We start from the raw sequence: 15,898 nt of genomic DNA on the forward strand, positions 1-15,898 counted from the left end.
GGCGCTATTCTAGCGGCAAGGGACGCAGCGCGCGCCAGAAAACTTTCAGCCAGTCGGCGCGGCGCAGCACCGGGCGGCGCCGGAACACGTCGTAATCCACCTGCTCGATCGCTTCCAGGATGCGCAGGCCGCCATGTACCACCAGCCGAAGTTCCAGGCCGATGCGGCCCGGCAGCCGCCACGCCAGCGGCGCGCCGGCCAGCATCAGGGCGCGGGTGCGCTCGACCTCGAAGCGCATCAGCGCGCGCCACTTGCCGTGCGCGGCCGGGTCGTCCAGGTGGGCCGGCGAGATGGCGAAGCGGGCCAGGTCGTCCATCGGGATGTAGATGCGTTCCTTGTGCTGGTCGACCGCCACGTCCTGCCAGAAGTTGATCAGCTGGAGCGCCGTGCAGATCGCATCGGAATCGCGCACGTTGTCCGGCGTCGCGGCGCCGTACAGGTGCAGCATCAGCACGCCGACCGGGTTGGCCGAGCGGCGGCAGTAGTCCAGCAGTTCGTCGTAGGACTGGTAACGGGTGACCGTCACGTCCTGCCGGAACGCGGAGAGCAGGTCGTGGAAAGGCTTGAAGGGCAGGTCGTGCGCGGCGATCGCGGCCGCCAGGCGCTCGAATACCGGGCCGGGCGGCGGTGTGCCCAGTTCGATATGCACCAGCGCCGCCTCGTACTCGGCCAGCGCGGCGAGGCGCTGCGCGGGCGTCGCATCGCCCTCGTCGGCGACGTCGTCGGCGCCGCGGGCGAATGCATAAATGGCCTGCACGGCAGGGACGAGCCGGCGCGGCAGCAGCAGCGACGCGACGGGAAAGTTTTCATAATGGTCGACTGCCATGGGTGTGGGCGCGGCTAACTGACGCGAAAGTCATTTTCAAAGTCAGTCGCCACGACTATAATTTTCATCTCATTTTGTAAATTAATGTACGGAAAGTCATCAATTCAGCCCGCCATGATAGTGGCTAAGCGTGCCCGCCGCAATCGCAGCCGGATTGTCGCGCCCGGTGACCGGGCGGCGGCGGCTGGGCTGGCGGCCAGGCTGCGGCCCGGCGTGCTGCCGGATCGCCGGCTTCGTTGATGGCCCTGCGTACGGCCATGAGTGCAGGCTTGATTGCAGCCCGGCGTTGCAGCGCAACTTTGCAGCGCCATCTTTAAGAGTGAAGGAAAGTCCCGTGCAAGTCCTGAAGCCCTACCTGATCGCGGCGGTCGCCGTGCTGCTGGCCGCCTGCTCGGAAGCGCCGGAAAAAGCCGCCGATGTGCGGCCGGTGCGCGCCATCGTGCTGCAGAGTTCCGACGTGGACGTGAACGCGGAATTCTCCGGCGAGGTACGCGCCCGCTACCAGTCGCAACTGGCGTTCCGCGTGCCGGGCAAGATCGTTTCGCGCAAGGTCGACGTGGGCACCAGCGTGCGCAAGGGCCAGGCGCTGATGCAGCTCGACCCGCAGGATCTGCGGCTGGGCCAGGCGCAATCGCTGGCCACGCTGCGCGCCGCGGAAACCACCCGCGACCTGGCGGCGGCGGACGTGAAGCGCTATCGCGAACTGCGCGCGCAGAACTTCGTGGCCCAAGCGGTACTGGATGAAAAGGAATCGGCGCTGCGCGCGGCCGAGGCGCAGGTGGACGCGGCACGCGCCGGCTACCGCGAGCAGTCGAACCAGACGGGTTACGCGAACCTGGTGGCGGACATGGATGGCGTGGTCACGCAGGTGGCGGCGGAGGCCGGCCAGGTGGTCGCCGCCGGAACGCCCGTGGTGACGGTGGCCCGCACGGATGACAAGGAAGTGGTGTTCGGCGTGCCGGAAGACCGCGTCGATGCGCTGCGCCAGATGAGCGACGTGCATGTGCGCCTGTGGGCCGCGCCCGGCCAGGCGGTGCCGGCGAAGATCCGCGAAGTGTCGCCGGTGGCCGATCCCGCCACGCGCACGTACGCCTTCAAGGTGACGCTGCCGCCGACGCTCACGCAGGCCAAGCTGGGCATGACGGCGGTGGTGCAGTTCGCGTCGAAGGGGCAGCCGAAGATCAAGGTGCCGCTGTCCGCGCTGTTCCACGAACGCAATGCCACGTCCGTCTGGGTGGTCGAGAACGGCGCCGTGAAGCTGGTGCCCGTCACCGTGGTGGCCGCCGATGGCAACGAGCTGGTGCTGGGCAGCGGCGTGAGCACCGGCCAGACGGTCGTCACGGCCGGCGTGCACCTGCTCAAGCCGGGCCAGAAGGTGCGCATTCTCGGCGCGGACGTGCCGCGCGCGCCGGTGCCGAAGGGCGCCGCGCCTGCCGCCGAGGGGGCGCGATGAGAGGTTTCAACCTGTCGCGGTGGGCCCTCGAGCACATTCCGCTGACGCGCTACCTGATCGCCGTGATGCTGATCGGCGGCATGCTCAGCTACCAGAACCTGGGCCAGGACGAAGACCCGCCGTTCACCTTCCGGATCATGGTGGTGCAGGCGTTCTGGCCGGGCGCCACCGCGCTGCAGATGGCCAACCAGGTCACCGACAAGCTGGAAAAGAAGCTGCAGGAAACGCCGTACATCGACGAGATCAGCAGTTATTCCAAGCCGGGGCAGACGCTGATCATGCTGAGCCTGCGCGAATCGACGCCGCCGAAGGAAACCGGCAACGCCTGGTACCAGGTGCGCAAGAAGGTCGGCGATATCGCCGGCACGCTGCCGCAGGGCGTGATCGGGCCCACCTTCAACGATGAATTTGGCGATACGTACGGTTCGATCTTCGCGCTGTCCGGCGACGGTTTTACCTACGCCGAGATGAAGGATTACGCCGACTTCGTGCGCCAGCAGCTGCTGCGCGTGTCGAAGGTGTCGAAGGTCGAGCTGTTCGGCGTACAGGATGAAAAGATCGACATCGAGTTCTCGCACCAGAAGTTCGCCCAGCTGGGCATTCCGTTCGAGCAGATCGTTTCCCAGATCGCCACGCAGAACACCATCGAGGCGACCGGCACGCTGGTGACGCCGACCGACAACCTGCAGGTGCGCGTGACCGGCGCGCTTACCACTGTAAAAGACCTGGAAAGCCTGGAACTGCGCGCCAACGGCACCACGTTCCGGCTCGGCGACTTCGCCACGATCAAGCGCGGCTACCAGGATCCGCCACGCGACAAGATGCGTTTCAACGGCAAGGAAGTGATCGGCCTGGGCGTGTCGATGGAAAAGGGCGGCAACATCATCGAGATGGGCAAGGCGCTGGAACAGACCGTGGGCGACCTGAAGGGCAAGCTGCCGGTGGGCATCGAGCTGGCGCGCGTGTCGGACCAGCCGCAGGCCGTGACGGCGTCCGTGGGCGAATTCGTCCACACGCTGATCGAGGCCGTGCTGATCGTGCTGGCGGTCAGCTTCGTGGCCCTTGGCCTGCACACCAAGCCGAAGCTGCGGCTGGACGTGCGGCCCGGCCTGGTGGTGGCGCTGACCATTCCGCTGGTGCTGGCCGTGACGTTCCTGTTCATGCGCATGCTGAGTATCGACCTGCACAAGATCTCGCTGGGCGCGCTGATCATCGCGCTGGGCCTGCTGGTGGACGATGCCATCATCGCCGTCGAGATGATGGTGCGAAAGATGGAGGAGGGCCTGTCGCGGCTGGAAGCGGCGACCTACGCCTATACGTCTACCGCGCTGCCGATGCTGACCGGCACGCTGATCACGGTGGCCGGTTTCCTGCCGATCGGGCTGGCGCAATCGACGGCCGGCGAATACACCTTCTCGCTGTTCTCGGTGAATGCCATCGCGCTGATCATGTCGTGGGTGATCGCCGTGGTGTTCACGCCGTACATCGGCTACCTGTTGCTGAAGGTGCAGCCGCACGCGCCGGGCGAGCATGGGCACGACGTGTTCGATTCGCCGGGCTTCCAGCGCTTCCGGCGCGTGGTGACCTGGTGCGTGGAGTGGCGCAAGACCACCATCGCGGCCACCCTGGTGATTTTCGCGCTGGGGATCTACGGCTTCAACTTCATCGAGAAGCAGTTCTTCCCGGATTCGTCGCGGCCCGAACTGATGGTGGAAATGTGGTCGCCGGAAGGCACCGCGTTCGCCGCCAACGAGGCACAGGTGAAGAAATTCGAGGAGTTCATCCGGAAGCAGCCGGGCGTGGTGTCGGTGACCAGCTATGTCGGTACCGGCAGCCCGCGCTTCTACCTGCCGCTGGACCAGATCTTCCCGCAGTCGAACGTGTCGCAGATCGTGGTCTTGCCGAAGGACCTGCAGGCGCGCGCGGAACTGCACCGCAAGATCACGCAGGTGTTCCATGAGGACTTCCCGGAAGTGCGCGGCCGCGTGAAGCTGCTGCCGAACGGGCCGCCAGTGCCGTACCCGGTGCAGTTCCGCGTTACCGGTACCGAGGTGGACAAGGTGCGCGCCATCGCCGACCAGGTGAAGGATATCGTGCGCGCCAATCCGAACGCGGTGGGCACCAACGACAACTGGAACGAATCGGTGAAGGTGCTGCGGCTGGACCTGGACCAGGACCGCATGCGCGCGCTCGGCGTCACCACGCAGACCGTGATGCGGGTGGCGAACACGATCCTGTCCGGCACGGTGGTGGGGCAGTTCCGCGAAGGCATCCGGCTGATCGACATCCAGGTGCGCCAGCCGCTGGCCGAGCGGCAGACCATCGAAGTACTGAACAATACCAATGTGCCGACGGCCAGCGGCCGCTCGGTGCCGATCTCGCAGCTGGCCCGCGTGGAATTCGTGTGGGAGCCGGGCGTGGTCTGGCGGCTGGGCCGCGAATGGGCGATCACCGTGCAGGCTGACGTGGTGGAAGGTATCCAGGGGCCGACGGTGTCGGGCCAGATCGACCCGGCCCTGGCCGACCTGCGCGCGCGCCTGCCGGCCGGCTACAAGATCGAGGAGAAGGGCGCCGCCGCCGATAGCGGCGAGGCCGAGCAGTCGATCGCGGCCAACCTGCCGCTGGCGCTGTTCCTCATCTTCACGCTGCTGATGCTGCAGCTGCACAGTTTCTCCCGGTCCCTGCTGGTGTTCCTGACGGGGCCGCTGGGCGTGGCTGGCGCCGCGTTCGCGCTGCTGTTGCTGGGCCGCCCGCTGGGCTTCGTGGCCAACCTGGGCATCATCGCGCTGTTCGGCATGATCATCCGGAACTCGGTGATCCTGGTCGACCAGATCGAACAGGACATCAAGGCCGGCGCGGCGCCGTGGGACGCCATCGTGGAATCGGCGGTGCGGCGCTGCCGGCCGATCCTGCTGACCGCCGCCGCCGCGGCGCTGGCGATGATTCCATTATCCCGCTCGGTATTCTGGGGGCCGATGGCGGTGGCGATCATGGGCGGCCTGGTGCTGGCCACGGCATTGACGCTGCTGTTCCTGCCGGCGCTGTATGCGGCATGGTTCCGCGTGAAAAAGCCGGTGCGCTGAGGCGATAGGCGGCGTTGAATCACGGATGGGCGGGGAGGGTATTGACGAGGCAGCCGGCTTATTAATTGATCAGTTGGCTAAAGGTCAAAAATCATCCCCATTTTTGGGAAAAACCAGTAAAATGCCGTGTTGAAGTTGAAAGCCCCTGTGATTTGCAGGGTAGGGCGACCCGTTTTCACTTAATGGTCGCCCTTTGCTTTTATGCAAAGTAGTTATACGACGTAGCACACGACGTAGCGATGGGAAAGCTGGAGATCCCGAAAAGCGCCGCACAGCGGTTATCCGTGCGGGGCGTTTTTCGAGGTTTCCCATAGCGCGAGGATGGCGAAATTGGTAGACGCACCAGGTTTAGGTCCTGACGCCAGCAATGGTGTGGGGGTTCGAGTCCCCCTCCTCGCACCAACAGTATTCACAATTTTTTGGACGATTTTTACATGGCAACTGCTGTCGAAAACTTGGGCAAACTCGAACGCCGACTCACGATTTCCTTCCCGCTGTCGGACGTCCGCTCCGAAGTGGAAAAGCGCCTGAAGGTGCAGGCCAAGTCCGCGCGCGCTCCCGGCTTCCGTCCGGGCAAGGTGCCGATGAAGATGGTCGCGGCCCAGTATGGCTACCAGATCGAGACCGAAGTCCTGAACGACAAGGTCGGCCGCGCGTTCAACGACGCCGCCAACGAGAACAACCTGCGCGTTGCCGGTTTCCCGAAGATCGAACCGAAAGAAGGTTCGCCGGAAGGCCAGCTGGCGTTCGACGCCACCTTCGAGATCTATCCGGAAGTGGAGATCGGCGACCTGTCCCAGGTCGAGATCGAGACCGTGAAATCGTCCGTGACCGACGTCGAGATCGACAAGACCATCGACATCCTGCGCAAGCAGCGCGTGCACTTCCACACCAAGGGTGAGGCAGGCGAGCATGGCGACGGCGGCGAAGCCGTTGCCGCCAACGGCGACCGCGTGACCGTGGACTTCGTCGGCAAGATCGACGGCGAGGAATTCGCCGGCGGCAAGGCCGAAGACTACGTGTTCGTGCTGGGCGAAGGCCGCATGCTGCCGGAATTCGAAGCCGCCACCGTGGGCCTGAAAGTGGGCGAGGCGAAGACCTTCCCGCTGGCCTTCCCGGAGGATTACCACGGCAAGGACGTGGCCGGCAAGACCGCCGAGTTCACCATCACGCTGAAGAAGCTGGAATGGGCGCACCTGCCGGAAGTCGATGCCGAGTTCGCGAAATCGCTGGGCGTGGCCGATGGCGACCTGGCCAAGATGCGCGAGGACATCAAGGTCAACCTGGAACGCGAAGTGAACGGCCGCGTCAAGGCGCGCAACAAGGAAGCCGTGATGGATGCGCTGGTGAAGACCGCCACGCTGGACGTACCCCAGGCGCTGATCGACCAGGACACCGAGCGCCTGGCCGAGATGACCCGCCAGGACATGGCTGCCCGCGGCATGAACGTAAAAGATGTACCATTCCCTCCGGAGCTGTTCAAGGACAAGGCCGAGCGCCGCGTGCGCCTGGGCCTGATCCTGTCGAAGCTGGTCGGCGACAACGAACTGCAAGCCACGCCCGAGCAGGTGAAGGCGCAGATCGAAGATTTCGCGCAGAGCTACGAAGATCCGCGCGAAGTGCTGAAGTACTACTACAGCGATCGCCGCCGCCTGGCCGAAGTGGAAGCTCTTGTATTGGAAGAAAACGTCGTCACTTATGTCCTGGGCCTGTCCAAGACGTCGGCGAAGGAAGTGCCGTTCGACGAATTGATGGGAAGCGCAGCGCAGGGCTAAGTCCCCCTGTCGTACAAACATCCGGCGCCGGCCGGCTGACGGTTGCGTGAAAATGCATACTGCAGCCGGCCGGTGCGCTTCACAAGGAAAAGGAATGATCGGAATGAACCGCAATCCGGCACTGGACACGGAAATGCTCGGCCTGGTGCCGATGGTCATCGAACAGAGCGGCCGCGGCGAGCGCTCGTATGACATCTACTCGCGCCTCCTGAAGGAGCGCGTGATCTTCATGGTCGGCCCGGTCAACGACCAGATGGCCAACCTGATCGTGGCCCAGCTGCTGTTCCTGGAAAGCGAAAATCCCGACAAGGATATCTCGCTGTACATCAATTCGCCCGGTGGTTCGGTTTCGGCCGGCCTGGCGATTTTCGACACGATGCAGTTCATCAAGCCGGACGTCTCGACGCTGTGCACGGGCATGGCCGCCTCGATGGGCGCGTTCCTGCTGGCCGCCGGCGCGAAAGGCAAGCGTTTCTCGCTGCCGAACTCGCGCATCATGATCCACCAGCCGTCCGGTGGTTCGCAGGGCCAGGCATCGGATATCGAAATCCAGGCCAAGGAAATCCTGTACCTGCGCCATCGCCTGAACAGCATCCTGGCCGAGCGCACGGGCCAGACCATCGACCAGATCGCCAAGGATACGGACCGCGACCGCTTCATGTCCGGTGACGAGGCTGCCGAGTATGGCCTGATCGATAAGGTGTTGACGACCCGCGCTTGATGCATCACAAGCGGTGGCCAGCGCATCGCAGTGAAAACGCGAAAATTACGCCCGGACGCCACACCGTTCCGGGCGTTTTATTTTTATTTCGGGTAGCATGTGGTTGTGTGCAGGACTTCTTGCCCGATCACACGCTCTGCCTGCAGGTCGCGTGAAGTTCTGCCGAGGTATGCAGCAAGCAAGTTGATGGGGTTTGGTGGTTCCTTGCGCTAGTGTCATGCAGCATCACGCAGCGCGCTGAGTACAGTGTTATGCATACAGTGTTATGCGTGCAGTGTTACGCGCGGTGAGTTTGCTTAGTGTGATGCGTAGTGAGTATGCTCAGTGCGTGATGCGCAGTGAGTATGCGCAGTGAGTATGTTCAGCTTGTTATGTGCAGTGTGTTATGTGGCGTTACCTGTAATGTACCTGGTAATGTAGTCTTTCATGCACCCGGTGACGTTAATACACTAGGTGACATATCTCGTAACGTATTTCGCAATGACCGCTTGGCAATAGGCTCAATGGATTACCCCCGATACATCCGGCAACACTTCCAGCGGCAGTTCAGCAACCCGTGCAGCACCTATTCTTGTAACTAAAGAAAACGTCCCATGTCCGACAAAAAATCTTCCAGCGGCGAAAAACTTCTGTACTGCTCCTTCTGCGGCAAGAGCCAGCACGAGGTCAAGAAGCTGATCGCCGGGCCCTCCGTCTTCATCTGCGACGAGTGCATTGATTTGTGCAATGACATCATCCGCGACGAGACGTCCAGCATCGAATCCGTTACGGGCGCCAAGTCGGACTTGCCGACGCCCCACGAGATCGCCGAGCTGCTGAACCAGTATGTGATCGGCCAGCAGACGGCCAAGCGCATCCTGTCGGTGGCCGTGTACAACCACTACAAACGCCTGAAGCACCTGGGCAAGAAAGACGACGTCGAACTGGCGAAGAGCAACATCCTGCTCGTGGGCCCCACCGGCTCCGGCAAGACCCTGCTGGCGCAAACGCTGGCCCGCATGCTGAACGTGCCGTTCGTGATCGCCGACGCCACCACGCTGACCGAAGCGGGCTACGTGGGCGAAGACGTCGAGAACATCATCCAGAAGCTGCTGCAGAGCTGCAACTACGATGTCGAGAAAGCCCAGCGGGGCATCGTCTACATCGACGAGATCGACAAGATTTCGCGCAAGTCCGACAATCCGTCGATTACCCGCGACGTGTCGGGCGAAGGCGTGCAGCAAGCCCTGCTGAAGCTGATCGAAGGCACCATGGCTTCCGTGCCGCCGCAGGGTGGCCGCAAGCATCCTAACCAGGACTTCGTGCAGATCGACACGACGAACATCATGTTCATCTGCGGCGGCGCGTTCGACGGCCTGGCGAAGATCATCTCGAACCGGTCGGAGAAGAGCGGCATCGGCTTCTCGGCCACCGTGAAGAGCAAGGAACAGCGCTCGAACAGCGATATCCTGCTCGAGGCGGAACCGGAAGACCTGATCAAGTTCGGCCTGATTCCCGAGCTGGTGGGCCGCCTGCCGGTGGTGGCCACGCTGGCCGAGCTGACGGAAGAGGCGCTGATCCAGATCCTCGTCGAGCCGAAGAACGCGTTGATCAAGCAGTACAGCAAGCTGCTGGAAATGGAAGGCGCGGAACTGGAAATCCGCCCCGCCGCGCTGCATGCCATCGCCCGCAAGGCGCTGGCGCGCAAGACCGGCGCCCGCGGCCTGCGTTCGATCCTGGAACATGCGCTGCTCGATATCATGTATGACCTGCCGAATCAGCAGAATGTCACGAAAGTGGTTATCGACGAAAACACCATTACCCAGGGTGCAAAGCCGTTGTTGATTTATCAGGAATCGCCGAAAGCATCCGGCGAAAATTGACCGGTGCGTGCAATTGCACTCTGCACACCGGTCAAAAAAAGCGTTTTGCATCCGTAGAGCAACGCAGTACAATCGAAACCAATAAGAGAAGCAGGCTTCATTCGGAAAGCCACTCGCGGCGCTCGTCGCGCGTGGCTTTTTTTATTTGTTGCTGCTGTCTTTTAGAGCAGCGCTGCCAATGTTTTCAACAAAGATTATGTGTTGAGAAGAATTATTCCGGCGGCGGGTCTTGTGATTCGGCTGCGAGTGCCTACATCATAAACATGCTTTTACATAAGGTACGCCATGACAACTTCCAAATTAACTGAGCAGACCCAACTGCCGTTGTTGCCTTTACGGGATGTCGTCGTTTTCCCGCATATGGTGATACCCCTGTTCGTGGGGCGTCCAAAATCGATCAAGGCGCTGGAAGCGGCAATGGAGCAGGGCAAGAGCATCATGCTTGCCGCACAAAAGGCTGCCGCCAAGGACGAACCTTCTCCTACCGACATTTATGAAATCGGCTGCGTCGCCAACATCCTGCAAATGCTGAAGCTGCCGGACGGCACCGTGAAGGTGCTCGTCGAAGGCGCCCAGCGCGCACGCATCCGCAAGATTACCGATACCCCCACGCACTTCGTGGCCGAGCTGCAGCCCCTGGATTCGGAAATCGGCGACGATTCCGAGATCGAGGCAATGCGCCGCGCGATCGTGCAGCAGTTCGACCAGTACGTCAAACTGAACAAGAAGATCCCGCCCGAGATCCTGGCTTCGCTGTCGGGCATCGACGATGCCGGCCGCCTGGCCGACACGGTTGCGGCGCACCTGCCGCTGAAACTGGAACAGAAGCAGGTCATCCTGGAGATCTTCAACGTCGCCAAGCGGCTCGAGCACCTGCTCGGCCAGCTGGAAGGCGAGCTGGACATCCTGCAGGTCGAGAAGCGCATCCGTGGCCGCGTCAAGCGCCAGATGGAAAAGTCGCAGCGCGAGTACTACCTCAACGAACAGGTGAAAGCGATCCAGAAGGAACTCGGCGAGGGCGAGGATGGTGCCGATTTCGACGAGCTGGAAAAGAAGGTGCTGGCCGCCAAGATGCCGAAGGAGGCGCTGGACAAGGCCAATGCCGAGCTGAAGAAGCTGAAGCTGATGTCGCCGATGTCCGCCGAAGCCACCGTCGTGCGCAACTACATCGATACGCTGGTGTCGCTGCCATGGAAGAAGAAGTCCAAGGTGAACAGCGACCTGGCGAACGCCGAGAAAGTGCTGGAAACGGACCACTATGGCCTCGAGAAGGTCAAGGAACGCATCCTGGAATACCTCGCGGTGCAGCAGCGCGTGGACAAGCTGAAGGCGCCGATCCTGTGCTTCGTCGGTCCTCCGGGCGTCGGCAAGACGTCGCTGGGCCAGTCGATCGCCCGCGCCACCAACCGCAAGTACGTGCGGATGGCACTGGGCGGCGTGCGCGACGAAGCCGAGATCCGCGGCCACCGCCGTACCTACATCGGCTCGATGCCGGGCAAGGTGCTGCAGTCGCTGTCGAAGGTCGGCGTGCGCAATCCGCTGTTCCTGCTGGACGAGATCGACAAGATGGGCGCGGACTTCCGCGGCGATCCGTCGTCGGCCCTGCTCGAAGTGCTGGACCCGGAACAGAACCACACGTTCTCGGACCACTACATCGAGGTGGACTTCGACCTGTCCGACGTGATGTTCGTGGCCACGTCGAACTCGTACAACATCCCGCCGGCGCTGCTGGACCGGATGGAAGTGATCCGCCTGTCGGGCTACACCGAGGATGAGAAGACCAGCATCGCGCTGCGCTACCTGCTGCCGAAGCAGATCAAGAACAACGGCCTGAAGGAAGGCGAGGTGACCGTCAGCGAAGCCGCCATCCGCGACGTGATCCGCTACTACACCCGCGAAGCCGGCGTGCGTTCGCTGGAACGCGAAGTGTCGAAGATCTGCCGCAAGGTGGTCAAGCTGCTGCTGCTGAAGAAGACCGAGAAGAAGGTCGCCGTCACGCCGAAGAACCTGGACAAGTTCCTGGGCGTGCGCCGCTACGATTTCGGCGTGGCCGAGAAGGAAAACCAGGTTGGCCAGGTGGTCGGTCTGGCGTGGACCGAAGTCGGTGGTGACCTGCTGACGATCGAATCGGTCACCATGCCGGGCAAGGGCGCGGTCATCCGCACCGGTACCCTGGGCGACGTGATGAAGGAGTCGATCGAGGCGGCCCGCACCGTGGTGCGCAGCCGGGCACAGCGGCTGGGCATCAAGCCGGAGGTGTTCGAGAAGCAGGACATCCACATCCACGTGCCGGAAGGCGCGACGCCGAAGGATGGTCCGTCGGCGGGTATCGCGATGACAACGGCAATGGTGTCGGTGTTCACGGGCATTCCTGTCCGTGCGGACGTGGCGATGACGGGCGAGATCACGCTGCGCGGCGAAGTGCTGCCGATCGGCGGCCTGAAGGAGAAGCTGCTGGCGGCGCATCGCGGCGGCATCAAGACGGTGCTGATCCCCGAGCAGAACGTGAAGGACCTGGCCGAGATCCCGGACAACGTCAAGAACAAGCTCGAGATCGTGCCGGTGCGCTGGATCGACAAGGTGCTGGAAGTGGCGCTGGAGCGCCAGCCGGAGCCGCTGGCCGAGGTGCCGGCGGTGGAACCGGTGGCGGCCGCTGCGCAAAAGCCGGACGGCCAGACGGAAGTGGTCAAGCACTGACGTTGCTCTCGGCTGTGTGAGGAATGGGCCCTTGGGGCGCCTTCGGGCGCCTTCTCGGGGAAAACGGGCACCTGTTGTGCCCGTTTTTCATTTCAGAGGCCGTTTTTTACATATTGACGCCTTGACACAGGGCAAGCCCCGCTTGTTTAATACGGCCTGAGATTTTTCTCTGCCTGGAAAATACCGTGGGCTTTCGCGAAAACGAAATAAACGGTATAAACGATTTAAACCTTTGTGACGGGGAACAAGCTGTGAACAAGACTGAACTGATCGACCATATCGCCACTTCCGCTGATATCTCCAAGGCGGCCGCGGCGCGCGCCCTGGACGCAATGATCGATGGCGTAACCACTACTCTGGCCAAGAACGACAGCGTGACCCTGGTCGGCTTCGGCACCTTCATGGTGAGCGAGCGCGCTGCCCGCACCGGCCGCAACCCGCGCACGAAGGAAGAGATCACGATCGACGCAGCGAAAGTACCGAAATTTAAGGCTGGTAAAGCGCTGAAAGATGCAGTAAACTAATGGCCTTCGGTGGGCAGCCCAGCTGTTCACCGGTCGCCGGAAGTTGCAGCCATCGGCATGGGCGCTTAGCTCAGTTGGTAGAGCGGATCCCTTACAAGGATTAGGTCGGGAGTTCGAGCCTCTCAGCGCCCACCAGAAATTGCCGGCATGGTTGAAGTAACGGTGTAAATTGTTTTACTCGGTATTGTGCATTTGCTGGAGCGGTAGTTCAGTTGGTTAGAATACCGGCCTGTCACGCCGGGGGTCGCGGGTTCGAGCCCCGTCCGCTCCGCCAGAAATGCCGATACCATGAAGTCGCGTCATCGTCTCCACCAGTGGGGACCTACCGGGAGCGGTAGTTCAGTTGGTTAGAATACCGGCCTGTCACGCCGGGGGTCGCGGGTTCGAGTCCCGTCCGCTCCGCCAGAATACAAAAAAGCCCGCGCACGCGGGCTTTTTTTATTCGCAGCGCAGCGGAGTGCTTCCCCTGCGGGAAGCACGGCGGGCACTCGAAGGGATTCGCTTACCAGCGAATCCGCGGCCGGCAGGATGTCGGCGAGTCCCGTCCCCATTCTCCGCGCGAAGCTCTGCTTCGCGAAGGCGCAGCCCTGCAAGCTCCGCGCTTGCTCACGCTTTCACCTCGCTCCGCTTCTTCAACCTCGCTCCGCTGCTTCCACCTCGCTCCGCTGCTTCCACCTCGCTACGCTGCTCCATCGCACGCACCGAGCCCACGCTCCGCTTTCCGACGCTGCGCTTCCCACGCTGCGCTTCCCACGCTCAGATCCACCGCTCCGCTCCCCACGCTCCGCTCCGACACTCCGCCCCATCCCATGCCCCGAACCCCCCACCCAACCTTGCCGTTTTTTCAAATGCTCACCTTGCTACATCGGAACACCGCCCCTATAATCGCGTGAGCAGCGAAAGGGGCGAACGCTAACGTTCGCCTTTTTTTTGTAATGCATAACCTGATAAATTTGCCATGTTTGAATTCATACGTACGCATCAGAAACTGATGCAGATTTTGCTGGCGATCGTGATCGTTCCATCGTTCGTATTCGTCGGCGTGCAGGGCTACGACAGCATGGGCGACAGCGCGACCACGCTCGCCAAGGTCGACGGCAAGCCGGTGACCCAGCAGGAGTTCGATAACGCGCTGCGCCGCCAGCTGGACCAGTACCGCCAGCGCTTCGGCGAGCAGTTCAACCAGAAGATGTTCGATACTCCGGAATTCCGCCAGAGCGTGCTGGACAACCTGATCGCGCAGCGCGCGGTCTCGTCCGAAGTCGCGCGCGGCCACCTGACGGTCAGCAACGCGGCGCTGCAGAAGGCGATCCTCGACAGCATCCAGGATATCCCCGGCATGATCACGCCAGAAGGCAAGGTCGACATCGAGCGCTACCGCGCGATGCTGGCCAATAACAGCGGCCTGACGCCGGAAGGCTTCGAGCAGACGATGCGCCACGACATGGCCGTGCAGCAGCTGGTCAGCGGCATCCAGGCCACCGCCTTCGCGCCGCGCACCGTCACCAAGCTGGTCACCGACCTGACCGAACAGGAACGCGACGTGCAGGAACTGGCGATGCCGCTGCAGCAGTTCGTGGCCAACGTGAAAGTCACCGACGAGATGGTCAAGGCGTACTACGACAAGAACGCCAAGCTGTACGCGCTGCCCGAGCAGGCCCGCATCGAATACGTGGTGCTCGATGCGAAAGCCATCGAAGGCCAGGTCAGCGTGAGCGACGACGAAGTGGCCGCGTTCTACAAGGCCAACCAGGCCCGCTACACGGCGCCCGAAGAGCGCCGCGCCAGCCATATCCTGGTGGCCGTCAACAAGGATGCCAAGGCGGCCGACAAGGCCGCGGCCAAGGCCACGGCCGAAGCCATCCTGGCGGACCTGAAGAAGGCCCCGGGCAGCTTCGCGCAAGTGGCCAAGGCCAAATCGGAAGATCCGGGTTCGGCCGAGCAGGGCGGCGACCTGGGCGTGATCGAGAAGGGCTCGCTGGTGCCTTCCGTGGAACAGTCGATCTTCGCGCTGAAGCAGGGCGAGATCAGCAACGTCGTCGAATCCGAGTTCGGTTACCACGTGATCACCGTGACGTCGCTGAAGCCCGCCGTGGTCAAGCCGATGGACGAGGTGAAGACCGAGATCGCCGCCGACCTGCGCAAGCAGAAGGCCGGCAAGAAGTACTCGGAAGTGGTGGAGACCTTCACCAATACGGTGTATGAGCAGGCCGACAGCCTGAAGCCCGTGGCGGACAAGCTGGGCCTGAAGATCGAGAGCGCCGAGAATGTCACGCGCACCCCGGCGGCGGGCGCCGCGCCGGCACCGTACAACAACGCCAAGTTCCTGACCGCGCTGTTCGCCGACGACGCCGTGAAGAACAAGCGCAATACCGAAGCGGTGGAAGTGGCGCCGAGCACGCTGGTGTCGGGCCGCATCGTCGAGTTCAAGCCGGCGTCGCAAAAGCCGCTGGCCGACGTGGCCGCCGAGATCCGCCAGCGCGTCACGGCCGAGGAAGCGATGAAGGCCGCCCGGGCCGCCGGCGAAGCCAAGCTGGCCGCGCTGAAGAAAGCCGACGACGCGACCGGCTTCAGCCCGGTGCAGGCCGTGTCGCGGGCCAAGGCCGAAGGCATGCCGCCGGCTGTCGCCCGCGCCGTGCTGAAAGCCGATACCTCGAAGCTGCCGGCCTATGTGGGCGTGGAATTGCCGGGCATGGGCTATGGCATCTACCGCATCAGCAAGGTGCACCAGCCGGCCGCCGCCGATGAAGCGCGCCTGGCCTCGGCCCGCGAACAGATCGGCAACATCGTCGCCCAGCAGGACATGCTGAACTACGTCGAAGTGCTGAAGGAAAAGGCCAAGGTCAAGATCCTGCGTCCGGTGACCGAGACGAAGGCGGACGGCGCCCAGTAATCCGCCAGGTACTGCCCACCCAACAAAAAAGCCACCGCGAGGTGGCTTTCTTGTTGGGTGGTGC

At 62.7% G+C, this 15,898-nt stretch carries 9 protein-coding genes and 4 tRNA genes; 12 read left to right on the plus strand and 1 reads right to left on the minus strand.

The genetic code is table 11. From position 1 onward, the window contains the following. Positions 1-4: 4 nt before the first annotated feature. On the minus strand, positions 5-826 hold the full coding sequence (gene hpnC / locus EYF70_RS12570) for a squalene synthase HpnC (protein ID WP_131145712.1): 822 nt from the start codon (positions 824-826) through the stop codon (positions 5-7). 334 nt (positions 827-1,160) lie between these two features. Between hpnC and EYF70_RS12575 the strand changes: the two genes are divergently transcribed. From EYF70_RS12575 to EYF70_RS12630, 12 genes are all read left to right on the plus strand, one after another. Continuing rightward, positions 1,161-2,279 (plus strand): efflux RND transporter periplasmic adaptor subunit, encoded by a 1,119-nt coding sequence (locus EYF70_RS12575; protein WP_229420837.1) that lies wholly within the window; start codon positions 1,161-1,163, stop codon positions 2,277-2,279. Next, positions 2,276-5,362 carry an efflux RND transporter permease subunit gene (locus tag EYF70_RS12580; RefSeq protein WP_131145713.1) on the plus strand — a complete coding sequence of 1,029 codons (3,087 nt, stop codon included), beginning with the start codon at positions 2,276-2,278 and terminating at the stop codon, positions 5,360-5,362. The genes EYF70_RS12575 and EYF70_RS12580 overlap by 4 nt, the downstream gene beginning before the upstream one ends. A gap of 315 nt (positions 5,363-5,677) precedes the next feature. Beyond that, a tRNA-Leu gene (locus EYF70_RS12585) sits at positions 5,678-5,764 on the plus strand. Positions 5,765-5,796: 32 nt separating this feature from the next. Beyond that, on the plus strand, positions 5,797-7,137 hold the full coding sequence (tig, locus tag EYF70_RS12590) for a trigger factor (protein ID WP_131145714.1): 1,341 nt from the start codon (positions 5,797-5,799) through the stop codon (positions 7,135-7,137). A 103-nt stretch (positions 7,138-7,240) separates the two neighbouring features. Continuing rightward, positions 7,241-7,858 (plus strand): ATP-dependent Clp endopeptidase proteolytic subunit ClpP, encoded by a 618-nt coding sequence (clpP, locus tag EYF70_RS12595; RefSeq protein WP_371861255.1) that lies wholly within the window; start codon positions 7,241-7,243, stop codon positions 7,856-7,858. 593 nt (positions 7,859-8,451) lie between these two features. Beyond that, on the plus strand, positions 8,452-9,720 hold the full coding sequence (gene clpX / locus EYF70_RS12600; protein WP_131145715.1) for an ATP-dependent Clp protease ATP-binding subunit ClpX: 1,269 nt from the start codon (positions 8,452-8,454) through the stop codon (positions 9,718-9,720). A gap of 285 nt (positions 9,721-10,005) precedes the next feature. Continuing rightward, positions 10,006-12,417, plus strand: a complete 2,412-nt coding sequence (gene lon, locus EYF70_RS12605; RefSeq protein ID WP_131145716.1) for an endopeptidase La — start codon at positions 10,006-10,008, stop codon at positions 12,415-12,417. A 251-nt stretch (positions 12,418-12,668) separates the two neighbouring features. Beyond that, positions 12,669-12,941, plus strand: a complete 273-nt coding sequence (locus tag EYF70_RS12610; RefSeq protein WP_107142294.1) for an HU family DNA-binding protein — start codon at positions 12,669-12,671, stop codon at positions 12,939-12,941. A gap of 59 nt (positions 12,942-13,000) precedes the next feature. Beyond that, positions 13,001-13,076: transfer RNA gene (locus tag EYF70_RS12615), tRNA-Val, on the plus strand. A 62-nt stretch (positions 13,077-13,138) separates the two neighbouring features. Further along, positions 13,139-13,215 (plus strand) — tRNA-Asp (locus tag EYF70_RS12620). A 54-nt stretch (positions 13,216-13,269) separates the two neighbouring features. Then, positions 13,270-13,346 (plus strand) — tRNA-Asp (locus EYF70_RS12625). A 586-nt stretch (positions 13,347-13,932) separates the two neighbouring features. Then, positions 13,933-15,834, plus strand: a complete 1,902-nt coding sequence (locus tag EYF70_RS12630; RefSeq protein WP_229420838.1) for a SurA N-terminal domain-containing protein — start codon at positions 13,933-13,935, stop codon at positions 15,832-15,834. Positions 15,835-15,898: the final 64 nt, after the last annotated feature.

This window comes from Pseudoduganella albidiflava (assembly GCF_004322755.1).
Lineage (GTDB): Bacteria > Pseudomonadota > Gammaproteobacteria > Burkholderiales > Burkholderiaceae_D > Rugamonas > Rugamonas albidiflava.